Genomic DNA, 24,237 nt, shown 5'->3' with positions numbered 1-24,237 from the left:
TGCGAAGCGTTCAGCCGGCATCGAGGACGGCGGCGGTCTCGGTGATTTCCGCGAAGGCAGCGCGGGCAAGGGGCCCGAAGTCGCGGTAGCCGGCCTCGATCGACCGTTCGGACGCCACGTCGACGGCCAGCGTGCCGAGGCTGGCCGCGGCCTCGGGAGCCGGGTGACTTACCGGCCGGACGCAGGCCGCGCTCGACGCCGCCGTGGGTTCGATCGGGCAAGGAGCGATCGCCGTCCTCGCCGTCCGCAACGGCATCGCGGACCTCGACGGCCTGGACGCGCTCGTCGAGCGTGCGCGCGGCACGTTTGACAGTCCGGGGCTGCTTTTGCTCAACGCGGGAATCGCCCGCAGCCCCGAGTCCGGCGACACCACCGCGAATGTCGATGATGACGTCTCGCGATCACCATGTGGGTGACGCAAGGCCTTCCCGCGGCTACAGCTCCACGCCGGTGAACACCGTGACCTGCTCCGCGGTGAGGTCGTGCATTGCCGAGAGCACGCCTTCCCGGCCGAGGCCGGAGCCTTTCACCCCGCCGTAGGGCATCTGGTCCGCGCGGTAGGACGGCACGTCGCCGATGATCACGCCGCCCACCTCCAGCTCCGCGGACGCGTGGAAGGCCAGCTGCACATCGCTGGTGAACACGCCGGCCTGCAGGCCGTAGGCCGAATCGTTCACCGCGGCAAGGGCTTCGTCCACACCGTCCACAACGGACACCGCCAGTACCGGGCCGAAGATCTCCTCCGCCCACGCCTTCGCGTCCGCCGGGACGTCGGCGAGGACCGTCGGCGCGACGGCGGTGCCCTCGCGGGTGCCTCCGGTGAGCACCCGGGCGCCCCCGGCCACCGCCTCCTCGACCCACGCGATGATCCGCTCGGCGGCTGCCTCGTCGACGACCGGGCCGACGTCGGTGTTGCGGTCGTAGGGATCGCCGGTCTGCTGCGACTCCACCGCTTCCACGAGCGCGGGCACGAATTCGTCCGCGATCGCCGAATCCACGATCACCCGCTGCACCGCGATGCAGGACTGCCCGGCCTGGTAGTTGCCGAAGGTCGCGATGCGGTACGCGGCGCCCTCCGGATCCGGCCAGTCGCGCAGGACCACGGCCGCCGCGTTGCCACCCAGCTCCAGGACCACGTGCTTGCGCGGCACGGCATCGGCGATCGACCAGCCGACCGGTCCGGAACCGGTGAACGACACCACCGGCAGCCGCGGGTCGGCGACCAGCGCCTGCGTTTCCCCGTTGCCCAGCGGCAGCACCGAAAAGGCGCCTTCCGGCAGCTCCGTCTCGGCCAGCAGTTCGCCGAGCACGAGCGCGGACAGCGGCGTGCGCGGCGCGGGCTTCACGACGATCGGCGCCCCGACCGCGAGCGCAGGCGCGACCTTGTGCGCCACCAGGTTCAGCGGAAAGTTGAACGGAGCGATGCCGAGCACCGGCCCGCGCGGCACCCGCCGGGTGAGCGCCAGCCGAGCGTCCCCGGATGGGTCGGCGTCAAGCCGCTGCACGTCGCCGCTGAACCGCCGGGCCTCCTCGGCCGCGATCCGGAACACCGACACCGCCCGGTTGACCTCTGCTTCGGCCCATTTCAGCGGCTTGCCGTTCTCGGCGGTGATCACCTCGGCGATCTCCTCCGCACGGGCCGCCAGGCCGCGGGACACGTGCTCCAGCGCGCCGGCGCGCAGATGCGCGGGGCTGCGCCGGAACTCCTTCGCGACCGCGGCCGCCGCGGCCACCGCCCGTTCCACCTGCTCCGGGCCGGGCACCGCGACGGTCGCGACCTCGCTGCCGTCCAGCGGGTGGCGCACCACCAGCGTGCTCGCGCCCTGCTCGGCCCGCCCGGCGACCCACGCGGCCCGCGGCTGTGGAGTGATCGTGTCCATGCGCACCAAGGTATTCGGCTGCGCCGGACGAGGCACGTCGGCGTCAGAACGCCACGAGCACCTTCAACGCCTCACGGTCGGCCATCGCCTGGTAACCAGCAGGGACGTCCTCGATGCCGATGGTCCGGTCGAACACGCGACCCGGCTGGTAGCGGCCGTCGAGCACGTCGGGCAGCAGCTCCGGGATGTAGTGCCGGGCCGGTGCGACGCCCCCGGTAACGGTGATGTTGTTCGAGAACAGCGGCCGCCCGATCGGACCCTCCGCGTACTGCGGCACGCCCACGCGGCTCAGCGCGCCACCGGGGCGCACCACGCCCAGCCCCATCTCGAACGCGGGCAGCGTGCCCACGCATTCGAGCACGGCGTGCGTGCCCCGGCCGCCGGTCAGATCACGGACCTTCGCGATGCCCTCGTCGCCACGCTCGGCCACCACGTCCGTGGCACCGAAATCGCGGCCGAGGTCGGTCCGCTCCTGGTGACGTCCCATGAGGACGATCCGCTCGGCGCCGAGACGCTTCGCGGCCAGCACTGCGGACAGGCCGACCGCGCCGTCCCCGATCACGGTCACCGAGCTGCCCTCGCGAACGCCCGCGGTGACCGCGGCGTGGTGCCCGGTGGCGAACACGTCCGACAGCGTGAGCATCGACGCCAGCAGATCGGCGTCCTCGGTGTGGGGCAGCTTCACGAGCGTGCCGTCCGCCTGCGGTACCCGGGCCGCCTCGCCCTGTCCGCCGTCGACGCCATTCTGGCCCCAGCCGCCGCCGTGCAGGCACGAGCTCTGCAGCCCTTCCCGGCAGAACTCGCAGGTGCCGTCGGAGTACAGGAACGGCGCCACGACCAGGTCGCCCTTGCGCACGCTGGTCACCTCCGCACCGGTTTCCTCGACGATGCCGAGGAATTCGTGCCCGATCGGCCGTCCCCGCTCCTGTACCGGCAGGCTGCCGTACGGCCACAGGTCACTGCCGCAGATGCACGCCCGCGTGATCCGGACGAGGGCGTCGGTGGGCTCGACCAGCTTCGGGTCCGGCACCGTCTCCACTCGGACGTCGCCCGCGCCGTAGATGAGTGTCGCTCGCATGAAGGTCCTTTCCTGGTGGTTGCCCTCACCCGGTGCCGAGTCGCGAACGCCGGGATTCATTCCCGGCGACACCCACGCAGGGGACCTTCGCAGTTCAGCGGCTCCGGTAGAGGTCGCGCATCAGGAGTACCTCCGCTGAGTGGTGAATAGTCTCCCGGTTGATGTGCAGGATCAGCTTGGCGAGCGGAGCGTCGGCGTACGGTCCCTCCGCCGGTCCGCACGGCCGCGCGAGGCCTTCCGCTTCGAGCTCGCGCACGCCGGCGATCCAGGTCGCGTAGGCGTCGTCGAGCTGCTGCAGCGCTTCGCCGGCAGTGCCCGCGTACGGGAAGGTGTCGTAGCTCATCGGCGGGCCGCCGAAGTGCGACGCAGCGCGCATCCCCAGCACGCCGACGATGATGTGCGCCAGCCGCCAAGCGATCGTGGTCACCGGGGGCGGCGCCGGCTCGGGGAAGGCGAAGTCGATGGTGAAATCGCCGGTGCCCGGGCCGTCCGGCCGCTCCGCACGCGGGCGCACGGTCCAGCAGTCCGGAACCGGCTGCCAGAAGTACTCGTCGTCGGTGATTCCCGCCAGCCGCTCGCGCACGTGGTTCTGCCAGTGCCAGTCGAGCTGCTCGGCGAGTTCGGTGGTCCAGTCGACAGTCATGGCGGCACGGTATGCCCGATCGCGGTCAGTCCCGGTCCTCGTTCCGGGGCCAGCGCCGACGTGACGCGGCCCACCTGGGACGATGGTCGGCAAAAGCGCTCATTCGCCTGGAGGTCGTAGGTGGCCACTCCCACCGGTCCGGTACTCGTCATGGACTTCGGGGCGCAGTACGCGCAGTTGATCGCGCGTCGCGTACGCGAGGCGCAGGTCTACTCCGAGGTCGTGCCGTCCACGTCGACCGCCGAGGAGCTGCTGGCCAAGGATCCGGCGGCGATCGTGCTGTCCGGCGGCCCGTCCAGCGTGTACGCCGAGGGCGCGCCCGGAATGGACCCGAAGCTGGTCGAGGCGGGCGTCCCGATCCTCGGCATCTGCTACGGCCACCAGCTGCTGGCGAGGGCTCTCGGCGGCGTCGTCGAGCCCACCGGGGTGCGGGAATTCGGCCGCACCGACGTGCGGATGGTCGGCGAAGGCGGCGTGCTGCACGCCGGGCTGCCCGGGCAGCAGACGGCGTGGATGAGCCACAATGACAGCGTCACCGAGGCGCCCGCCGGCGCGGTCGTCACCGCCTCCTCGGACGGCGCGGCGGTCGCCGGCTTCGAGGACGTCGAACGGCGCTTCGCCGGCGTGCAGTACCACCCGGAGGTGGCGCATTCGCCGCACGGACAGGAAGTCCTGCGCCGGTTCCTGCACGACATCGCCGGCATCCGTCCACAGTGGACGACTTCGTCCATCGTGGACGAGCAGGTGCAGCGGATCGCCGAGCAGATCGGCGACGGCCGGGCCATCTGCGGACTGTCCGGCGGAGTCGATTCGGCGGTCGCGGCCGCACTCGTGCAGCGGGCCATCGGCGAGCGGCTGACCTGTGTGTTCGTCGACCACGGCCTGCTGCGTGCGGGGGAGCGTACGCAGGTGGAGCGCGATTTCGTCAGCGCGACCGGGGTCAACCTGGTGACGGTGGACGCGCGTGCGCGGTTCCTCGACGCGCTGGCCGGCGTCACCGACCCGGAGCAGAAGCGCAAGATCATCGGGCGTGAGTTCATCCGGGTGTTCGAGCAGGCCGAACGGGACCTCAAGGCCCAGGGCGACTACAAGTTCCTGGTGCAGGGCACGCTCTACCCCGACGTCGTGGAGTCCGGCGGCGGCGAGGGCACGGCGAACATCAAGAGCCACCACAACGTCGGCGGCCTGCCCGAGGACCTGCAGTTCGAGCTGGTCGAACCGCTGCGGCTGCTGTTCAAGGACGAGGTCCGGCGCGTCGGGCTCGAACTGGGTCTGCCGGCGACGATCGTGGGCCGCCAGCCGTTCCCCGGACCGGGGCTGGGTATCCGGATCATCGGCGAGGTGACCGCGGACCGGCTGGAAACCCTGCGCGCGGCCGACGCGATCGCCCGCGAGGAGCTCACCGCCGCCGGGCTGGACCAGGAGATCTGGCAGTGCCCGGTGGTACTGCTTGCCGAGGTGCGCAGCGTCGGCGTGCAGGGCGACGGCCGGACCTACGGCCACCCGATCGTGTTGCGCCCGGTGTCGTCCGAGGACGCCATGACCGCGGACTGGACGCGTCTGCCGTACGAGGTGCTGGAACGGATCTCGACCCGGATCACCAACGAGGTGTCCGAGGTCAACCGCGTCGTCCTTGACGTCACGAGCAAGCCGCCGGGCACCATCGAGTGGGAGTGAACGCCGTCCAGGCCTCCTTCGCGGAATCCGGTTCCCGCGAGGAGGCCTGCACGCCGCGTCCGCCTCAGCGCCGCCGGCGGCCGAACGACGAGGCGAGCATCAGCACCCCGATGAACACCGCGCCGCCCGCGACGATCCACCGGAAGTCGAAGGTCGGCAGCCAGCTGGCCCCGTCGGTGAGCACATAACCCGAAACCAGCAGGGTCGCGATGCCGACCACGAGGGTCACCACATCCACGCCGCCCCGGCGCGCCGGGGACTTCGGCTCGTCGTAGGAGTACGGGTTCTCAGCCACGGCGCACCTCCACAGTGCCCACGCCGTTGGTGACGTGGAGAGTGATCTTCTGTCCACCCGGTCCGTCGGCACCGTTGTCGATGCCGGTCAGCGGGTCCTGCCCGACGCCGTCGGTCGAACGGCCGAAGCAGGTGGCGTCCCCGGCGCTGGTTTCGCAGCTGTAGGTCACGTCGGCGTTCGCCGGCACGGTGACGGTGGTGTCACCGGCGCCGTTGCTGACCGTGGTGGTGATCGGCTCGGACGCCGGCAGCTGGGTCAGGTCGAGGTCGAGCTGCCCGGCCGCGTGGTGGTACTCCGGCTGCAGCTCGGACACCGTACGCGGGGTGGCGGTCAGGTCGCCGACTCCGCCGCGCAGGTCGAGATCGCCGAACGTGCTCGTGGTCAGCAGCATGCCGCCGATCGACAGCAGTACCGCCAGCCCGATCAGTCCCCGTCCACCACGGACGAACGCGCCCGCCACCATGCCGACGCCGAGCACGGCGAGCACCATGCCGATGATGTGCTGCAGGGAGAACCAGGGCACGTCGCTGAGGTTCAGCACGACTCCGGTGCCGGCCACGAGCACCGCCAGCCCGAACGCGGCCCCGCCGATTTTCGAGTTCCGCCGCCTCGGCAGCGGTGTCTCGTACTCCGGTGCCGCCGCGACCGGCGGTACCGGCGCGGCCGGATCCGGCAGGTCCCAGCCCGCCGGATCGGCGGCCAGCGGATCGAATCCGGCTGCCGCGGGGGCTGAGGTGTCGGCGTCGCTGCTCATCGTGAACGCTCCGGTTCCGGGCACGGCCGCACCGGCCGCGAACGCGGTGACCGGGGCCGGGCGGTGGTCCTGCCCGCGGCTGCGGTGCAGGAAGTAGAGACCGAGGGAGAGCAGGACCAGCCCGATCAGGCCGCCGCCGTCGAACCAGCCACCCGCGAACGTCCAGCCGGTCACCGGAATCAGCACGATGGCCAGCCCGATGGCGAACCCCTTCGGCATGCTCGTGCGCCCCCGCCCGGCCAGCGCTTCGGCCGCCGAGACCTCGTCGTTCTCTCCCGGGAACAGCAGCCATCCGAGCAGGTAGAACACCAGCCCGAAACCGCCGAACACGGTGGCCGCGACGAGCGCCACCCGGATCACCACGGGATCGATGCCGTACCGGTTCCCCAGCCCGGCCGCGACCCCGGCGACCTTCCGGCCGTCCACCGCCCGCCGGGGCCTGCTGAGCCAAAAGTCCTTGGCGGTCTCCTCGAACCCGTTCAACGGGTTGCCCCGGGACGTCCGCTGCTCCGCACCACTCATACCGAAGAGCATGCGCGAGCGCGGCGCGGCACACATCGGGGTAGGTCCCTGAGTTTCCCCGGAGGCAGACCGGTGCCCTTCGACGCTGCGCGATCCGGGTCGATGATCAGGGGCTTCCCCGATGTCGGTACCGCGCACGCGTGTGACCATGGGACCCGTGCAGGACTTTCTCGACGTCGGCGCGCCCCCGCGCGAGGCTTCCGACGATCCGTTGCCGATCGTGCCCGCCTCCGTGGACGTGGCCGAGGCGGAGCAGCGGCCGCGGATGTACCGGCAACGGTCCGGGCGGGCCGTGGCCGGGGTGGCCGGAGGGCTCGCCGAGCACCTCGGGGTGCCGGTCGTCTGGGTGCGGACCGCGTTCGCGCTGCTCGCCGCGCTCAACGGGGCGGGGCTGCTGGCGTACGGACTGCTCTGGGTGTTCGTGCAGCAGCGGGCCGACGAAGCGGAGACGACGCCACGGGCCCGGGACCGTCGGCAGGCCTACGGCCTGATCGCACTCGGGATCGGGCTCGCCGTCGTCAGCGGCACGCTCACCGGCACCATCCAGGGTTGGGTCGCGGTTCCGCTGGCGCTCGCGGCGATCGGCGCCGCGGTGGTCTGGCGCGAGGCCGACGAATCGCAGCGGCGACGCTGGCGCGGGGCGCGTGAGGGGGTGGCCGGCGCGCTGGTCGGGGACGGCGGACGGCTATCGGCCGCCGTCCGCATTCTCGCCGGAGTCGCGCTGGTGGCCACCGGCATCGGGGTCGTCGTGTTCCAGAGCGGCAGCTTCGACCAGGTGAAGTTCGCCCTGCTCGCGGTGCTCGCCACGCTGTTCGGCGTCGCGGTCATCACCGTGCCGTTCTGGCTGCGGCTGGTGCGCGACCTCGGAGACGAACGCCGCGCCCGCATCCGCACCGACGAACGCGCCGAGATCGCCGCGCACCTGCACGATTCGGTGCTCCAGACGCTCGCGCTCATCCAGCGCCAAGCCGACCAGTCACACGAGGTCGCCCGGCTCGCCCGCGGCCAGGAACGGGAGCTGCGCGGCTGGCTGTACGGCCCCGGCGGCTACGGCAAGCCCAGCGAGAAGCGGACCAAGGAAGAAGAAGAGGGTGCGCGGCAGCTGTCCGAGGCGCTCGCCACCGCGTGCGGAGAGGTCGAGGACCAGTTCGCCATCTCGGTCGGGCAGGTCGTCGTCGGCGACGTCGAGCTGGACGAACCGCTCACCGCGCTCGTGCAGGCCGCCCGCGAGGCGATCGTGAACGCGGCCAAGCACGCCGGTGTCGACGAGGTGAGCGTGTTCGCCGAGGCCGAACCCACGTCGGTCACGGTGTTCGTGCGCGACCGCGGCAAGGGTTTCGACCCGGACCTGGTGCCAGGAGACCGGCACGGGCTCGCCGATTCGATCCGCGGCCGGATGGAACGCCACGGCGGCACGTGCAGCCTGCGCACCGCGCCCGGCGAGGGGACCGAGGTCCAGCTCGCCATGCCGGTCAAGGCGACCAAGACAGTGGCGTGACCTCGCTATGCTCGGGGCACGCGAGTGAGGGAGTGCGATCGTGACGGAAAGCCAGCGGGAACCGGTCAAGGTCTTCCTCGTGGACGACCACGCGTTGTTCCGAGCCGGGGTGCGCACCGAGCTGGACTCGATCACCGACGAGGTGCAGGTCGTCGGTGAGGCGGGTTCGGTCGGCGACGCGGTCGCCGGGATCGCCCGGACCCGGCCTCAGGTGGTGCTGCTGGACGTGCACATGCCCGACGGTGGCGGTGCCGAGGTGCTCCGGCGGGTCCGCCCGGAGCTGCCGGACGTGGTGTTCCTGGCGTTGTCGGTGTCCGACGCGGCGGAAGACGTGATCGCGGTGATCCGCGCCGGCGCGCGTGGCTACGTCACCAAGACGATCTCCTCGAAGGAGCTGGTGCGCGCGGTGGTCCGGGTCGCCGACGGCGACGCGGTGTTCTCGCCGAGGCTGGCGGGCTTCGTGCTCGACGCGTTCGCCGACCGCCCCGGTTCCGCGCCGATCAACGACCCCGAGCTGGACCTGCTCACGCCCCGCGAACGCGACGTGCTGCGCCTGCTGGCGCGCGGGTACGCGTACAAGGAAATCGCCTCCGAGCTGTTCATCTCGGTGAAGACGGTGGAAACGCACGTGTCCAGCGTGCTGCGGAAGACCCAGCTGTCCAACCGTTACGAACTGTCCCGCTGGGCCTCGGACCGCCGCCTGGTCTGACTTCTGCGTGCGCAACGCCGGTGGGAACCGGCGTTGCCACTCGCGAGTCAGACGCGTTCCGCCAGGGCCACCGGTTCCTGGGGCCGCGCGGCCGGCGTGCGCCGCAGCCGGGTGAGGGCGACTCCGCCGAGGACCACGACCATGCCCACGATCACCCGGACGTTCAGCTGCTCGTGCAGGAACACCGCACCCAGCAGGACCGAGACCACCGGCAGCAGGTACCCGACCATGGACGTCGCCACTGCGCCTTCGCTCGCCAGCATCTGGTAGTTGAGCGCGAACGCGATCCCGGTCGATCCGACACCCAGTACCAGGACCGCGATCACCGCGAGCGGGCTCAGGTGCACCGGCGTCATTCCGGCGAACGGCATCGCCAGCACCAGGAAGCCGGTCGCCAGCAGCATCTGCGCGCCGGACAGCGCATACGGCGAGACTCCCGTGCCGGTCAGGTAACGGCCTTCGTAGACGAACGCGAAGCCGTAACTGGCCGCGGCGGCGAGGCAGCCGAGCCCGGGCCAGCTGAGCAGCCCGGAAGCGTGCCACGGCGCGAAGATCAGCAGAATCCCGGCGATCCCGGCCACGAGACCGGCCACCCGGGTTCCGGTCATCCGGTTCGGCACCCCGAGCAGCGGCGCGGCCACCAGCACCCACAGCGGGGTGGTGGCGTTCAGCACCCCGCTGACGCCGGAGTCCACAGTGGCCTCACCGATCGCGAAGAGCAGGAACGGCACGGCGTTGTGGAAGAACGCCGCGACGGCAAGGTGCCCCCAGGTACGCCGGTCCGAAGGCAGCCTGCGCCGGCCGAGCAGGCACAGCGCCAGCAGTACCGCCGCGCCCATCACCAGCCGCGCGAGGACGAGCTGTACCGGCGAGAACGCGGCGAGGCCCAGCTTGATCCAGAAAAAGCTGGACCCCCACAACAAGGCCAGCGCCAGGATTCGCAGCAATGTCTTGGTCTCGCCCACCTGGATGTCTCCTCTCGCTCCTGCGATCAGCTTCGCTACGAGCAGACGTAAGGACAAGCGAAAATAACTGCACGGACTTTTAAGCAGAGCTGTAGCATCGAGGCATGCTTGACGTGCGACGCATGCAGGTCCTCCGGTCGGTGATCGTGAGTGGTTCGATCACTGCCGCCGCACGGAACCTGGGTTACACGCCGTCGGCGATCAGCCAGCAGCTGTCGGTGCTCGAACGGGAGGCGGGCACTCCGTTGCTCGAGCGCGTCGGCCGCGGGGTCCGTCCCACCCCGGCGGGCACGTTGCTGTCGAGCCATGCCGAAACACTCAGCACCGAGCTGGCCCGGGCCGAGGCGGCGCTCACCGAGCTCAAGGAGGGCCGCACCGGTCGGCTCGCGATCCGCTACTTCGCCACCGCGGGAGCCTCGCTGGTGCCGCACGCGGTCGCCGCCGTGCGCCGGGAACACCCCGGCGTGTGGCTCGATCTGAAGCTGATCGAACCCGACGATCCGCTGCCCGAGGTGGAGCAGGGCCGCGCCGAGGTGGCGATCGTCGTCTTCCCGCGGTCCACCCCGCCGTCCGGCGGCATCGAGCTGGTGCACCTGCTCGACGATCCGTACTGCGCCGTGCTGCCCCGCACCCACCGGCTGGCCCGCAAACGCGTGCTCGACCTCGCGGAGCTCGGCGACGAGCCGTGGGTGGGCATCGACCCGCTGCCGGGGGCCTGCCGGGCGATCCTCGAGGGCGCCTGCGCGTCCGCCGGGTTCCACCCGAACGTGGTGGTCGAATCCGAGGATTACCAGACCGCGCAGGGGTTCATCGCCGCCGGACTGGGTGTCGGGCTGGTTCCCGAGCTGGGTCTCGGCACCCCGCATCCGGGAGTGGTGGTGCGGCGGGTCCGCAATCCGCAGCCGAGCCGGGGAATCCATGCCGCGGTGGCGCCGCGGGTGGCAGGCAGCCCGGCCGTGCGCACGCTGCTCGCCGCGATGCGCGAGGCGGTCACGGCGGTCGCCTGAGCCCGCGTCAGACGAAGAGCAGTTCCGAAACGCCGATCCCGATCAGCACCGCGCAGAGAATCGCGGCCACGGTGAGGATCATCCGGCGCCGGGCCGCCGCCTTCTCGCGGACGGCCTGCGCCGCGGCCGCCTGCTGCGCGGCCGAGGGCACGTACCGCGCGGTCGGCTGCCGGGGCACCTGCATCGGCTGGGGCGGGGCGGGAGCCTGCGGAACCTGCTGGACCGGCAGCTGCATGAGCGGCCCGGACTGCTGCGCCCGGGCGATCTGCTGGGTCTGGCCGATCTGCTGGGGCTGGGCGGGCTGCTGCGGCGCGAGGGCCTGCGGGGTCGGGACGGACGGCGGGATCTGCTGGGTCGGTCCGGCCTGCGGCGACCGGCCCGGCCAGGACACCGGCATGGTCGGCATCGCGGGCGCGGTCGGCGGGACGAACGCGGTCTGCTCGCGTCCCACGGTGATCGCCTTGAGCGCGCGCACCGTGTCGGCCATGGTCGGCCGGATCGTCGGATCGGACCGCAGCATCTTGCTCAACGCCCCGGCCAGCACGCCGGCCTGCTGCGGTGGCCGCTCCGGGGAGGTGCCGTCCTCGCCGAACGGCGGCACCCCTTCCACCGCGGTGTAGAGGGTGGCACCCAGCGAGAACACGTCCGCGGGCGGCGACGGCGGGCCTCCGCGCGTGACCTCCGGCGCCCGGTAGGCCGCGTGCGGGCCACCGCCGGTGATGCCGATGTCGGTGAGCTTGACGCCGCCGTCGTCGGCCAGCAGCACCGTGCCCGGCTCCAGCGTCCGGTGCACGATGCCGGCCGCGTGGATCGTCGCCATCGCGTCGCCGAGCAGGATGCCCAGCGCTGCCGCCTGTTCCGGGGTGAGAGTCCCGTACTCGGAGAGGAAGACCGACATCCCGCGGGAGGGGATGTACTCCATCACCAGCCACACGTCGGCGCCGTCGGGCAGCACGTCGTACACCGTGATCGCGCACGGGTGCTCGATCCGGGCCGCGGCCTTGCCCTCTTCCATCGCCATCGCCCGCGCCTGTTCGGCCCGCTCCGGCGGCAGCCCGACCGGCAGGTACATGCGCTTCATGGCCACGGTGCGGAACAGCCGCGTGTCGAACGCGAGCCACACGATGCCCGATCGGCCGCGGCCGATCGGCTGGTCGAGCCGGTACCGGTCGCCGACGATGGTGCCTTCTGAACTCAACTCTGTCCCTGGATCATGGATTCGGCGACGAGGTATCACCGGGATCACTGGCCGACGTGGTCGGCGTCGGGTCGTCCGGCTCGCTCGTCTCGGGCTCCGACGTCTTCGTCGTCTTGGTCGGAGTGTCCTTGGTCGTCGTGGTCCGCCGGGTGGTGCGATGCGTCGGCGTCGACTCCTCCGAGGTCTCCTCCTTCGAAGACGTCACCGGGGCGCTGCTGGTTGCTTCCTCGGTCGAGGGAACCGGCTGTGAGGTCGGCACGACCGCCGACGACGTCGTGGGGACGGGCTGCTGCGAGGCGTCCGGCGGGTTGTTCGGGCTGAGCAGCCACACCCCCAGCGCGACCAGTGCGACCACCACGACGCCGCCGATCAGTGCCGGCTTCTTCCAGGCGCCGGGTCGCTGATCGTCCTCGTCCTCGGGGCCGGTGTGCGCCCGAGCCGGAGGCGGCTCGTCGTAGCCGTCGCCGTACGGATCGTCCTCGAAGCCCGGTGGCACCGGCACCGCCCGCGTCGCGGCCATCCCGCCGCGGCCGGGATCGGCGTAGGCCCGGGTCTGCTGCTGGTACGGGTCCTGGGCGTACTCGTCCTGCGGATAGTGCTGGTAGCCGTCGTAGTCGTCTTCGGGGTAGCCGGTCGCGGCCGGGTAGTCGTCCTCGTAGTACTGCCGGGTCGGCCCGGACTCGTCGAGCAGCGTGCCGGAATGCCCGTCGGGCTGGTCGTCGAAGAACTCGCCGGCTGCGGCACCGGCCAGCCCACCGGCTGCCGCGGCACCGAGCGTGCCGGACGACGACGCGAGCACCGTCTCGTCCCCGGCGCCGCCGAGCGGGGTCTCGCCACGCGCGACCGCGGCGAGCAGCTCCTCGCATTCGTCGGCAGTGGGCCGGTGCTGCGTTTCCGGGTGCAGCAGTACCGCGAGCACGCTGGCCAGCGGACCGGACTGCCGGGGCGGGTTGATCTGCCCGGCCGCGACCGCGTGCAGCAGGCTCAGCGTGTTCTCCGACAGGCCGAACGGCGGCTGTCCCTCGCAGGCGGCGTACAGCGTGGAGCCGAGTGAGAAGACGTCCGACTCCGGGCCGGGATCGCCCCCGATCGCTACCTCCGGTGCCAGGTAGGCGGGTGTGCCGGCGATCATCCCGGTCTTGGTGACCGTGACGTCGTCCTTCGCCCGGGAGATGCCGAAGTCGGTGATCTTCACGGTGCCGTTGTCGGCCAGCAGGATGTTGCCCGGCTTGATGTCGCGGTGCACGATGCCGACCGCGTGCGCCTCGCGGAGCGCGGCGGCCACCTGGGCGCCGATCCGGGCGACCTCCAGCGGCGGCAGCGTGCCGTGCTCCTGCAGGCTTTGCGCAAGGCTGGTCGAGGCCAGGTACTCCATGATCAGGCACGGCTGGCCGTTGTCGTCGGTGACGACGTCGAACACGGTGATCGCGTTGGGGTGGTGCAGGCGCGCCGCGATGCGGCCCTCACGCATGGTGCGCTGCCGGGCGTCCTCGGCCTCGTGCTGCTCCAGGCCGGGCTGCAGCAGCAGCTGCTTGATGGCGACCGTACGGGCCAGCACCTCGTCGTGGGCCTGCCAAACGGCACCCATCGCGCCGGTGCCGACCTTGCCGATGATGCGGTACCGGCCGGCGACCAGACGACCCTCGTCGCTCACGCGACCTCCCTTTGGGGCTCCGACTTCGCACGGCGGGACGGGACCCGCCGCGGCACCGGAGCCTAGGCACCGGACATGGGCCGCGTGCGCGGTTTACCGAGACCGGCCCGTGACAAGGCTAGGCGTTCACTCTGCGCACACGCACCCGGCACACTCCGACCGCCTGCCGGAAAGCACGTCGCCGCAGCTCAGGCGTACACCGCGGACAGCAGTCGGGCCTGGGAGATCACATCCTGCTCGAGGACGTCGAACAGCTGGGTCACGCGGACCACAGTCCCGTCCGCCTGGTGCACGAGCGCCGCGGCGAACACCGAACCGTCGTCCTGAACGTACACGTCCTGCACGGCGATGGACTGGGCTTCGCTCCACGCGCGGACCAGCCGGCCGGTCTCGCCGACCGCGGCTTTCGGCGTGAGCAGCGCCAGCGCGTCGTCCGGGCTGCCGTCGATCGACGAGTAGAACGTGCGCACGGCGTCGAGCTTCACCCGGTCCGACGGGGTGGTCGTTTCCTCGTCCGACGAGGGCGAGCTGCTCGGATCCGGTGACGAGCTGGTCCCCGACGGCGTCGCGGTGCCGGACGACGTCGGGGTGGCCTCCTCCGCGACTGGCGCGGAGCCGGTCTCCCGGTGCTGGGCGGAGGCGGAGCCGGACGGGTGCTGCCGCTGTGTGGGCACGGGCTGGCCACCGAGCGCGGCAGCGCCGTCGAACCCGGCGGGCATCGTCGTGTCGTCCGCCGACACGGCCGCTACCGGACCGCGGCTGAGCAGCGCGGCGGTGACGACGGCGCCGGCGACCAGTGCGCCGGCGCCGACGAGACCGGCCAGCTTCGCGCGGCGCGCCACGGTGCCCTCGGGCTGGTCGGCCGGTTGCTCGGCGCGGGCGTCGTGCGACCGGCGGGATCGTGGCGGCAGGTACTTCTGCGGTTCGCGGAACACCTGCTCGAGGTACTCGCGGTCGGCCTCGTCGACGTCCTCGAGCAGCTGCGGCGGGATCACGTCCTCGACGCGGACCGCGTCGAGGTCACGCCGGGTGCGCTGCCGTTCAGGCACGGAAGTCCTCATTCAGTGGGGTCGGGCGGGATGCCGCCGTTCGGCTCATCCCGGCTGGCCCGGGCGGCCGAGTCGTGGTCGGTTCCGGGTCCGTCGTCGTCAGGTAACCGCGTGCCGCCCGGCAGCCGCCAGGGTCAGTCGCCGGAATGCCTCCGTCGTACGACGAGCGGCAGCCTATGTCACCCACCGAGCGCAAGGCCAACCGTTCACCGCACCGCACGTGCATCGGCATGAGCAGGTGAAACGCTGTGGTGACCTCGGACGATGGACCCGGGATTCACTTGCCGTCGTCAGTGATCTTGCCGGTGTCGTCGAAGGTGAGAGTCTGCTGCTCGGTGCTCTTGCTGCCGTCCTGATGGGTGACTTCGACGGTGTTGACGGTGGTGTTGTGGTCGGGGTCGATGGTGACCTTCTTCACTTCGAAGTACGCCACGTCGGAGTAGCGTTCGCGCAGTCCTTGCGCGCCTTCTTGCTGGAGGTCGCCGGACGTCACCGACGACGCGGTGCCGGGGTCGGTGGTGACGTTGTTGAAGAAGGTCTCCGAGTTGTCGCCCATCGTCTGCGTGTTGTGCTTCGTGTAGTAGATGGACGCTTCGGTTTCCCGTGACGCGGGCGTGACCGGTGGCTTCTGTGGCGGTTCGCTGGACGAGGGTGACCCGGTGCTCGTCGGCGACGAGGACGAGCTGCCGGCCGAGGTGCCGGACGTGCTGGAATCCGTGGTCGGATCGGCGCCGGTGCTGGTGCCCGGGGTGTTGCGGGCCTGGTCGGCCGGGGTGCCGTCGGGGGTGGTCCCCTCGGTGTGGTGCTCGGGGGTGTCGCCGGTGGAGCCGCCGTCCGGTCCGCTCGAAGGGATGAGGGCGCTGAGGTCGGGGTTGCCGCCGTTCTGCCGTCCGGGCCAGCCGCCGTCGAGCGCGCCCGTCGTGGTGGTGGGCCCGCCGACGAGGAACGTGCCGGCGAACAGCAGCCCGACGACCACCGCACCGGACGCGCCGGTCGCGAACCAGGCCGCCTTGCGCCACGTCTTGGGCGGAGTGACGGAGGCGGGCACCGAGCCGAGGTCGAACTTCCCGAGCCCGTCGAGCACCGGCGCGGCGTAGACCCGCACCTCGTCGTCCTCTTCCCGCGAGGTGACCACGGACCCGGCCGAACGCAGCGAAACGCGCTGCCGCCGCGGCGGCTCGCCCTCGACGCTCTGCCGCACCTCGCCCACTCCGCCGGATGGCTGGTCCGCAGCCGGGTCGGTGTCCGGCTGGGTCGTGTCCGCGTTCGTGCCGGCGTTCTCGTGCGCGACTGTCGGCCGGTTCGTCACCGTGGCGTCTTGTCGGTTCGCCGGCGTGGCTGCTCGTTGGTTCGCCACTGTGGTGGTCGGCTGATGCTCCGGCGTGGCTGCTCGTTGGTTCGTCACCGTGGTGGCCGGCCGATACTCCGGCGTGGGCGTCCGCGGGTCCGCCGTGGCTGCCTGCTGGTTCGCCGCCGTGGCGTCCTGTCGGTTCCCCACGGTCACGGTGTCCGGCTGGTCCGCCACTGCGGATGACCGGCGGTTCGTCGCTGTGGCGTCCGATTGGTTCGCTACCGTTGCAGCCCGCCGGGCCGCTGGCGGATTCGCCAACGTGGCGGCAGTCGCTTGAACTCGCTCCTGCCGAGTCCGCCGAACCCGGCCACTCGGTTGCGGAAGCCCGTGATCCGGCGGCGCGAAAGCCCGGTGTTCCTCGGGTACCGGCAGCGCCCCGGAAACCTGCCCCGTCTGTGCCTGGAATGTGGTCGGCCGTGCCGCCTCGACCGGCCCATGCTGCGCTGACCGACCGCCCCGCGCCCCGCCGCCGCGCGACGGCTGCGGTAACCCACCAACCGGCAACGTGCCCCGCGCGGCGGCGAACGACCCGCGACCCCCACCCCCCGGCAGCCCACCGGCCGACGCATCCTCCGCAGACGGGCCATCCCGTGGGTCGATCGCAGCGGGAGCGCCCCGCGAAGCATCCCGCGACGCGATGAACCGCGACCCGGCGGATGCGTCCGGCGGTACCGCTGTGAACGAAGAGTCACCTGGTGCCGTCGAGAACCGTGCGTCACCCGGCGGCGCCGCGTATTCCGACCCACCCGGCGTCCCGGCACATCGTGAGCCCTCCAGCGTTCCGCCACCCCGGGTGTCCGCCGCAGACGTCGAATTCCTCCGGGCCGCCGGGACCTGCGCATCCATCGCGCCACTTGGCCTCGCAGGCTGCAAGTCGCCCCGTGTGGCGGCAAACTGCGCTTCGCTATAGCCGGGGAACGGCGCAGCCCACGACCCCCCGGGAACATCAGCCCGTGACCCGGGCACCGCGTGCGGTGGTGGTGGGGGCGGGGGTCCGGCCGGAGCACCCGGGCGGTGCCGATGGTGCCCGGCGCTGCGCGGCGGTACGACCGGCGTCCACGTCCCGTCGCCGCGGACCCGGTGCCGGCCCGGAACCGTGACTTCGGCGTCCGTCACCGCGTCCGGACGACCCGCGCGCCGCGCGCCGCCCACCGTGTTTCCCGTCATGCCGGTCCGACCCCTCCCCGGTGCCGACGTGACGGCGCCGCCGCCCCGGTCAACCCGAACGGAGCAGGCCGGCGAGCAGAATCCCTTGCGTACACACGAGCGGACTCCCGCGCATCTGCACGCGCATGCGGCCACAGACGCGCGGTGCCGCAGCTACCGCGCGTCCTCCGGGTCCGGCCCGGGGCAGACGCCAGGGTCCTCACTCGTTCCACAGTAGGAAACCGTCAAGCGAAAGTCTTCACCCATCCTGCAACTTGCATGGGTTTCACTCGGTCGGGTTCGCTCGGCGGAAAGTACGTCACTCAGCGCTGTGCAACCCAGGCTGTTCGCCCAGGTCGCCGAGCTTCAGCCGCCGCTGCGGTACTTCGCCTGGGTCGACTGAAGGGCCTTGACCGACGTCGCGCCACTACCCACCGCAATCAGGATGGCGATGATGTCCAGCGGGACATCCCCGTTCGTGAGCAGCCAGGCCAGCAACGACGCCGCGGTGGTCCCGCCGGCGATGGCCCACCGGCTGCGCACGTACTGCGCGATCGGTGCTCCTCCGGCCCGCTTGCCCGCCGCGTTGCCGAGCATCGCCAGATAACCGGCGTGGCCGAGCGCGGCCAGCACACTCGCGATCGCGATGATGATGGCGATGACGTTAATCATGTGTCCAGTCTGCCCTGTTTCCGTGGCGCGTGAATCGGGGATCCCCCCGATCCCCGCGTTCCCCCGGACGCACCCGCACCCGGTGCGCCCGCGCGCTCACCGGCCCAGCCGGCCCCGGCCCAGGTTCAGCAGGGCCATCGCCAGCTGACGGCCGTCGGGCCCCAGCTCGCGGTACCGGGCGAGCACGTCCATCTCGCGGTTGTAGACGATCCGGGTACCACCGGCGGCCATCCGGGCCGCGCCGATCGTCTTGGAGACCTCCACGCGGCGTTTCACGAGCCGGAGGATCTCCTTGTCGAGCCAGTCGATCTCGGTGCGGAGCGAGGAGATGTCCTCGCCCGCGGTGGTGTGCTCAGCGGGCTGTCCGTCGGCGTTCTGCGTCTGCGCGTTCATCGGGACCTCTCTGAAGTCCGGATTCCCAAGTGGCCCCTGGGACGGCGAAAGCCCCGGGTCCGTGGACTCCGGGGCTGCGGGCGATGGCGGGTGGGGCACTACGCGATCACGGGAGCCGGAGTCCGGGTCCCGTAGAAAAATCGCTCGCTGTCGTACCGCACGAGATCAGTATGGCACAGCCGAGCCCGATCGCGTCCGGAACGCCCGGAAGCGAGCGTGCGCCAGGAGACTGACGAACAGCCAGAACAGGGGCACCACCGGCCAGAAAAAGCCGGGCCCGGTCACTGCCCATCGCACGATCAGCAGCGTGGCGAGCACGGCGATCACGCCGAGGTGCACGCGCAACGCCGGATGGTCGCGGAGCGCGGCCACCGTGAGCGGCCGGCGTGGCCGTGCGCGCTCCGGCGCGGGGAGGTCGGCGGTGAGCGTGCCGAGCTCGTCGACGTAGCGGGTGGCGTAGGCAGCGCGTAACCGGTCCTCCACTTCGCCGAGCGAAAGCCGTCCCTCGGCGCCGGCGGCCTGGACAGTGGTGGCGACGCGCTCTCGGTCGTCGTCAGAAGCCCTCAACCGGGCGGGAATCCTGTCGTCCATGCCTTCTCATGCTCCGCGCGCGAAGCGGCGTCCGCGTCGGGCGCGGAGCGGCAAACCCGCGTACGTCGGGAAGCGCAGCATGCCGTCGCGCCAGTCGAACACCTGTCGTACCCCGGGGGTAGCGTGGACAGGCGATGGACACCCTCTTCGATCTCCCCGCAGACCAGCCCGTGCCCGCCCGGCCTGGTGTCGCCGACCTGCTCGAGGACCTCAATCCCGCGCAACGCGAGGCGGTGACGCACGCGGGCGGTCCGCTGCTGGTCGTCGCCGGCGCGGGCTCGGGCAAGACACGGGTGCTCACGCGTCGGATCGCGTACCTGCTCGGGCAGCGTCACGTGCATCCGGGCGAGATCATGGCGATCACCTTCACCAACAAGGCGGCCGCGGAGATGCGCGAGCGCGTCGCCTCGCTCGTCGGCCGTCGCGCCAACGCGATGTGGGTGTCCACGTTCCACTCGATGTGCGTGCGGATCCTGCGCCGCGAGGCGAAGACGCTGGACATGTCGTCGAACTTCTCCATCTACGACTCCGACGACACGAAGCGGCTCATCACGCTCGTCGCGCGCGACCTCGACATCGACCCGAAGAAGTACGCCGCGCGCATGCTCGCGGTGCACATCTCGAACCTCAAGAACGAGCTGGCCGACCCGGAGACGGCCGCGGCGAACGCCGGAAACGACCTGGAGCGGCGGGTCGCCGAGGTCTACGCGGAGTACCAGCGCCGTCTCGAAGCGGCCAACGCGTTCGACTTCGACGACCTGATCATGCGCACAGTCTCGCTGCTGCAGGCGTTCCCGGCCGTCGCGGAGTACTACCGGCGCCGTTTCCGGCACATCCTGGTCGACGAGTACCAGGACACCAACCACGCGCAGTACACGCTGGTGCGCGAGCTGGCGGGCACGGAGGCCACGGACACCGGGATCGACCCTGCCGAGCTGTGCGTGGTGGGTGACGCGGACCAGTCCATCTACGCCTTCCGCGGTGCGACCATCCGCAACATCGAGGAATTCGAACGCGATTTCCCCAACGCGCACACGATTCTGCTGGAGCAGAACTACCGGTCCACGCAGACGATCCTGTCCGCAGCCAACTCGGTGATCGCGCGCAACCCGAACCGGCGCGCGAAGCGGCTGTGGACCGATTCCGGGGACGGCGAGAAGATCGTCGGCTACGTGTCGGACAACGACCACGACGAGGCCGCTTTCGTCGCCGGGGAGATCGACGCGCTCGCGGAGCAGGGCGCGGCCGACTACTCCGACGTCGCGGTGTTCTACCGCACCAACAATCAGTCGCGGGTGTTCGAAGAGATCTTCATCCGGCTCGGCCTGCCGTACAAGGTCGTCGGTGGAGTGCGGTTCTACGAGCGGCGCGAAGTGCGCGACATGGTCGCGTACCTGCGAGTGCTGGCGAACGCCGAGGACACGGTGTCGCTGCGGCGCATTCTCAACGTGCCGAAGCGCGGTATCGGTGATCGCGCGGAGGCAGTGGTCGCGACGCACGCGGAGCGGGAGCGGATCTCGTTCTGGGCCGCGCTGCGCGACGCCGTCGACGGCAAGGTGGCGCTGCTGAACCCGCGTTCGGCGAAGGCGATCACCGGATTCGTCACGCTGCTCGATGACCTGCGCGAGACGGCGTCTTCCGGTGCCGAGGTGCACGACGTGCTCGAAGCCGTGCTGGAGCGCACGGGTTACCGCGCAGAGCTGGAGGAGTCGGACGATCCGCAGGACGCTTCGCGGGTCGAAAACCTCACCGAGCTGGTCACGGTGGCGCGCGAGTTCGCCGAGTTCACCGCGGAGGTCACCCAGGACGAGAACGCCGAGCTGGTCGTCGGCGACGGCGTGCCCGCACCCGGTTCGCTGCCGGCCTTCCTGGAGCGTGTTTCGCTGGTCGCGGACGCCGATTCGATCCCGTCGCCGGACGGCGGCGAGGAAGGCGACGGCGGTGCGGGCGTGGTCACGTTGATGACCGTGCACACCGCGAAGGGCCTGGAGTACCCGGTGGTGTTCTGCACCGGGTGGGAGGACGGTGTCTTCCCACACCTGCGCGCGCTCGGCGACCCGGCTGAGCTGGCGGAGGAGCGGCGGCTGGCGTACGTGGCGATCACGCGGGCGCGCCAGCGGTTGTACGTGTCGCGCGCGCTCGTGCGTTCGGCGTGGGGGCAGCCGCAGATGAACCCGGCTTCGCGGTTCCTCGACGAGCTGCCGCCCGATCTGGTCGATTGGCGGCGCCTCGAACCGTCGTCGCCGGGGTTCGGCAACTTCGGTTCGTCCTCGGGTGGCGCCTCGTCCGGTCCGCGCGCGGCGACCACGTGGGGGCGGCGGTCGTCCTCCGCCACGTCATCCAGCTCGCCGTTCGGCAAGGCGTGGAAGGACACCGTGGCGCTGAAGCTGGACGTGGGGGACCGGGTCAGCCACGACAAGTACGGCCTGGGCACGGTGGTCTCCTGCGACGGGGTCGGCCCGCGCGCCACGGCCACGATCGACTTCGGCGCGTCCGGCAAGGTCCGGCTGATGCTGATCGGCAGCGTGCCGATGGTGAAGCTCTGACCAGGCACAACCTTCACCAGGTCGGGTGATCTTGCCCCGGTTCGGCAGCCTCCTGCAGTAGAGTATCGAACAGAAGTTCGATACGTTCGGCTGTGCTCAGGGAGGGGCAGAGGATGGACGCGGTTCTGTTTGGGCTGTTCGCGGCTGGGGTACAGGAGTACTTGCGGGGCGTCGTGGGGACGGCGAAAGCACCGGCAGCGGTACGGGGAGCGCCGGGCGAGATCGCGCGCTTGGCCGCGGCTTGGCGGGTCTTGCTGAAGCAACATGCGCTGGGCTCGGACGGCCGATGCGTCGTATGCGGTGGAGCTGGCACTGCGGGATCGGCTGGTTTCAGCTGGTGGCCGAGGCGCCGGCGGTCGGGAATGTGCACGGTGTGGCAGGTGGCGGTCGCGTACTTCATTCGCCGCTCACCGGCTGCGGATCCGTGATTCGCGGGGATCGGCGCGTTCTCCGCGGAGCGGATCCTCCAGAACGGCACGGGACATCCCGATCTGTTCGGGCCGAAGGTCGAGCAGATCGGTCGCGAGTCGCATTCGCTTCGGGCTTTCCTGACCTGCCCGGGTCGGGCTGTGGCTGGCGCTGCTGCCGTCCGGTCGTGGCCAGGCCGTTCTCTTGCACGTGGAGCGTGCGCGGGGCGCACGTGGAGCGTGCGCGGGGCGCACGTCGAGCGTGCGCGGGCCCGAGTGGTTGTCGCGAGTACCGGGACGTTCGTTCCGGGTGCGTTGGTCTTGCCTGACTGCCGATCTGCCGGGCCCGGTGCCAGTCTGCAGATCAGGCGAATGTCCACTCTGGACTGTCGCGTGCACCGGTGCTGCGGCGATCGCAACGTCACGCTGGCACCCTGCCCTTGACCCGTAGCGCGGAGGTCGCGGCTTTGCCCTGGGTCTCTTTTGCTGGCGCGGAGATTACGACGTCACGCTGGGCGCCAGCGGATAATGCGGACGTTGCGAGAGGTCACGCTGGAAGTTGGGCACTAGGGATGGGTGCGGAGAGGTGATGTCACGCAGGAACCTAGCGGATGATCCGGAGGTGCGGATGGTGCGGAGATTATGACGTCACACCGGGCGTAGCGATGCTGTAGAGGTTGCGAGAGGTCACGCTGGAAGCGGGCACTAGCGATGGTGCGGAGTTACGACGCCACCGCTAGGCGCTAGCGATCGTGCGAGACCGCGGCCTCAACGCTGGGAGTAGGGCACTAGCGATGGATGCGGAGGTGTCATACCGATCCCTGGCGGATGATGCGGAGTTTGTGACGTCGCGCCGGGCGTAGTGAACGGTGCGAGGCCGAGACCTCACGCTGGAAGCTGGCATCAGCGACGGTGCGAAGACCGCGAGTCGCTACGTTCAACGCGCCGGTGGGGGAGACCCGATGGGCGTGAAGATCAGACGTCCACGCCGCGGGCGGCGAGCCAGGGGCGAGGGTCGATCTTCTTGCTGCCGTTCTGCCACACCTCGAAGTGCAGGTGCGGCCCGGTGCTTTGGCCGCGCTGGCCGATCTCCGCGATCTGCTCGCCGCACTTCACCTTCTGGCCTTCACTCACGGAGAAGCTGTTCATGTGGCCGTAGACCTGGATCGTGCCGTCGTCGAGCTGGATGCGGACCCACAGGCCGAAGCCGTGGGCAGGGCCGGCGTCGATCACGGTGCCGTCGGAGGCGGCGTAGATCGGCGATCCGATGGAGTTGGCGATGTCGATGCCGAGGTGGCTGGCTCCCCAGCGGGCGCCGAAACCGGAGGTGAAAGTGCCGTGCGCGGGCATGCAGGTCTTCGGGCGGGCGGCCTCTTCGGCGGCCTTGCGCGCGGCCTCGGCGTCGGCCTTCTCGCGGGCCTCGGTGATCTTGGCGCTGTCGGCCATCTTCGCGGCCTCGTCGGCGGCGTTCATCGAGTGACCGGCGGGCAGCAGTTCGGGAGCTCCCCCCGAGCTCGCGCTGCCGAGGGTGAAGGAGGCGCTCGCGTCCTGCGCGTTGGCGAGCGGCTTGACCGTGGTGTCCGAATCCGTGCTGTTGGCGGCCTTGAGGGTCTGCCCTGCGGCGGCTGCGGCGAACGCGCCGGCCGCGACGGCAGCGACCACGACCCGCCCGCGAAGGGCGGAGGAAGGAGGTGCGATGCGGTGCTGGCCCCGCACGCGGATGACCGCACCGTCCAGTGCGTCCTTCAGCGCCGGGGAAGGAGCTTGGCCGCCGGGGGAGCGGTGTGAAGCCAAGACGAGGCCTTCCATCGTCGGGGAGCCGGGTCGAAGCGAACTCGGGTCGGGGGAACCCGTGGGCCAACCTCGGGGGTGGTGTGCCCGGCGTCCTGCTTCGTGACCTGACTGTAATGGGGACCGGAGGACAGTAACGAAGCGGCAGCACCGTCGGCAAGATGCCCGCCCCGTTTCGGCCGAACGAGTGGCCGCCGCTCGCCTCCTAGCTGTGGAAACTACCCAAAGTTAATCCGAAACTACGCCAAAAGTTGTGACCTTGCTTACAGACTCACGGTAGGTGTAGCTGCCCGATCTGCGCTCTACGCCCGTTACGCACGATGCGGGCGACGAAATAACCGCCAGCCCCGAAGCGTTGAACCGCATTCGACGCCCCGCTTGTGACCGCGCTCACCGCGACGTGCTGATTTT

The 24,237-nt window shown here is 70.9% G+C and carries 20 protein-coding genes; 6 read left to right on the top strand and 14 right to left on the bottom strand.

Annotated features, from left to right (window positions below; translation table 11 throughout):
- Nucleotides 1–203: 203 nt before the first annotated feature.
- Nucleotides 204–416: a hypothetical protein gene (locus BJY18_RS19040; protein ID WP_184781257.1), complete on the top strand. Its 213-nt coding sequence runs from the start codon at nucleotides 204–206 to the stop codon at nucleotides 414–416.
- Between the two features lie 18 nt (nucleotides 417–434).
- Here BJY18_RS19040 and BJY18_RS19035 read toward each other — a convergent pair whose 3' ends face one another.
- The 3 genes from BJY18_RS19035 to BJY18_RS19025 form a co-directional block, all read right to left on the bottom strand.
- The gene (locus BJY18_RS19035; RefSeq protein ID WP_184781256.1) at nucleotides 435–1,880 is read right to left on the bottom strand and encodes an aldehyde dehydrogenase family protein; all 1,446 of its coding nucleotides are present in this window, start codon (nucleotides 1,878–1,880) and stop codon (nucleotides 435–437) included.
- 43 nt (nucleotides 1,881–1,923) lie between these two features.
- Entirely contained in the window at nucleotides 1,924–2,958 is a 1,035-nt protein-coding gene (locus BJY18_RS19030) for a zinc-dependent alcohol dehydrogenase family protein (protein ID WP_184781255.1), read from the bottom strand.
- Nucleotides 2,959–3,052: 94 nt separating this feature from the next.
- Complete coding sequence (locus tag BJY18_RS19025) at nucleotides 3,053–3,601, bottom strand: DinB family protein (RefSeq protein ID WP_184781254.1); 549 nt, start codon at nucleotides 3,599–3,601, stop codon at nucleotides 3,053–3,055.
- 120 nt (nucleotides 3,602–3,721) lie between these two features.
- Between BJY18_RS19025 and guaA the strand changes: the two genes are divergently transcribed.
- Entirely contained in the window at nucleotides 3,722–5,278 is a 1,557-nt protein-coding gene (gene guaA / locus BJY18_RS19020) for a glutamine-hydrolyzing GMP synthase (protein WP_184781253.1), read from the top strand.
- A 64-nt stretch (nucleotides 5,279–5,342) separates the two neighbouring features.
- On the opposite strand, the gene BJY18_RS19015 is transcribed toward guaA, so the two are convergent.
- Together BJY18_RS19015 and BJY18_RS19010 are read right to left on the bottom strand one after the other, a co-directional pair.
- Entirely contained in the window at nucleotides 5,343–5,573 is a 231-nt protein-coding gene (locus BJY18_RS19015) for a hypothetical protein (protein ID WP_184781252.1), read from the bottom strand.
- Nucleotides 5,566–6,849, bottom strand: coding sequence for a PspC domain-containing protein (locus BJY18_RS19010; protein WP_184781251.1), 1,284 nt, complete (start codon nucleotides 6,847–6,849; stop codon nucleotides 5,566–5,568). Before BJY18_RS19010 ends, BJY18_RS19015 begins: the two co-directional genes overlap by 8 nt.
- 148 nt (nucleotides 6,850–6,997) lie before the next feature.
- On the opposite strand from BJY18_RS19010, the gene BJY18_RS19005 reads away from it, so the two are divergent.
- Both BJY18_RS19005 and BJY18_RS19000 read left to right on the top strand, forming a co-directional pair.
- Nucleotides 6,998–8,347 carry an ATP-binding protein gene (locus BJY18_RS19005; RefSeq protein WP_184784710.1) on the top strand — a complete coding sequence of 450 codons (1,350 nt, stop codon included), beginning with the start codon at nucleotides 6,998–7,000 and terminating at the stop codon, nucleotides 8,345–8,347.
- 40 nt (nucleotides 8,348–8,387) lie between these two features.
- Complete coding sequence (locus tag BJY18_RS19000; protein WP_184781250.1) at nucleotides 8,388–9,056, top strand: response regulator; 669 nt, start codon at nucleotides 8,388–8,390, stop codon at nucleotides 9,054–9,056.
- Between the two features lie 47 nt (nucleotides 9,057–9,103).
- On the opposite strand, the gene BJY18_RS18995 is transcribed toward BJY18_RS19000, so the two are convergent.
- Nucleotides 9,104–10,021, bottom strand: coding sequence for a DMT family transporter (locus tag BJY18_RS18995; protein ID WP_184781249.1), 918 nt, complete (start codon nucleotides 10,019–10,021; stop codon nucleotides 9,104–9,106).
- Between the two features lie 104 nt (nucleotides 10,022–10,125).
- Between BJY18_RS18995 and BJY18_RS18990 the strand changes: the two genes are divergently transcribed.
- The gene (locus BJY18_RS18990) at nucleotides 10,126–11,028 is read left to right on the top strand and encodes a LysR family transcriptional regulator (RefSeq protein WP_184781248.1); all 903 of its coding nucleotides are present in this window, start codon (nucleotides 10,126–10,128) and stop codon (nucleotides 11,026–11,028) included.
- 7 nt (nucleotides 11,029–11,035) lie between these two features.
- Here the strand turns inward: BJY18_RS18990 and BJY18_RS18985 are convergent, their stop codons facing one another.
- The 7 genes from BJY18_RS18985 to BJY18_RS18955 all read right to left on the bottom strand — a co-directional run bounded on the left by BJY18_RS18985 (nucleotide 11,036) and on the right by BJY18_RS18955 (nucleotide 19,082).
- A complete protein-coding gene (locus BJY18_RS18985) occupies nucleotides 11,036–12,226 on the bottom strand; it encodes a serine/threonine-protein kinase (RefSeq protein WP_184781247.1) in 1,191 nt (396 codons plus the stop codon).
- Nucleotides 12,227–12,239: 13 nt separating this feature from the next.
- Nucleotides 12,240–13,880: a serine/threonine-protein kinase gene (locus tag BJY18_RS18980; RefSeq protein WP_184781246.1), complete on the bottom strand. Its 1,641-nt coding sequence runs from the start codon at nucleotides 13,878–13,880 to the stop codon at nucleotides 12,240–12,242.
- A gap of 188 nt (nucleotides 13,881–14,068) precedes the next feature.
- Nucleotides 14,069–14,929, bottom strand: a complete 861-nt coding sequence (locus BJY18_RS18975; protein ID WP_184781245.1) for a hypothetical protein — start codon at nucleotides 14,927–14,929, stop codon at nucleotides 14,069–14,071.
- A 277-nt stretch (nucleotides 14,930–15,206) separates the two neighbouring features.
- Nucleotides 15,207–16,238, bottom strand: coding sequence for a hypothetical protein (locus BJY18_RS18970; protein ID WP_184781244.1), 1,032 nt, complete (start codon nucleotides 16,236–16,238; stop codon nucleotides 15,207–15,209).
- Between the two features lie 1,554 nt (nucleotides 16,239–17,792).
- On the bottom strand, nucleotides 17,793–18,098 hold the full coding sequence (locus BJY18_RS18965; RefSeq protein ID WP_184781243.1) for a hypothetical protein: 306 nt from the start codon (nucleotides 18,096–18,098) through the stop codon (nucleotides 17,793–17,795).
- A gap of 96 nt (nucleotides 18,099–18,194) precedes the next feature.
- Nucleotides 18,195–18,491, bottom strand: a complete 297-nt coding sequence (locus BJY18_RS18960) for a chorismate mutase (protein ID WP_184781242.1) — start codon at nucleotides 18,489–18,491, stop codon at nucleotides 18,195–18,197.
- A gap of 165 nt (nucleotides 18,492–18,656) precedes the next feature.
- On the bottom strand, nucleotides 18,657–19,082 hold the full coding sequence (locus tag BJY18_RS18955) for a DUF1707 domain-containing protein (protein ID WP_184781241.1): 426 nt from the start codon (nucleotides 19,080–19,082) through the stop codon (nucleotides 18,657–18,659).
- 134 nt (nucleotides 19,083–19,216) lie between these two features.
- Here BJY18_RS18955 and pcrA point away from each other — a divergent pair, with 134 nt between their 5' ends.
- Entirely contained in the window at nucleotides 19,217–21,628 is a 2,412-nt protein-coding gene (pcrA, locus tag BJY18_RS18950) for a DNA helicase PcrA (RefSeq protein ID WP_184781240.1), read from the top strand.
- 1,382 nt (nucleotides 21,629–23,010) lie between these two features.
- Here the strand turns inward: pcrA and BJY18_RS18945 are convergent.
- Nucleotides 23,011–23,697 carry a M23 family metallopeptidase gene (locus tag BJY18_RS18945; protein WP_184784709.1) on the bottom strand — a complete coding sequence of 229 codons (687 nt, stop codon included), beginning with the start codon at nucleotides 23,695–23,697 and terminating at the stop codon, nucleotides 23,011–23,013.
- Nucleotides 23,698–24,237: the final 540 nt, after the last annotated feature.

Origin of the sequence: Amycolatopsis jiangsuensis (genome assembly GCF_014204865.1) — a bacterium.
GTDB classification, from domain to species: domain Bacteria; phylum Actinomycetota; class Actinomycetes; order Mycobacteriales; family Pseudonocardiaceae; genus Amycolatopsis; species Amycolatopsis jiangsuensis.
This window is presented reverse-complemented; position numbering and strand designations above follow the sequence as displayed.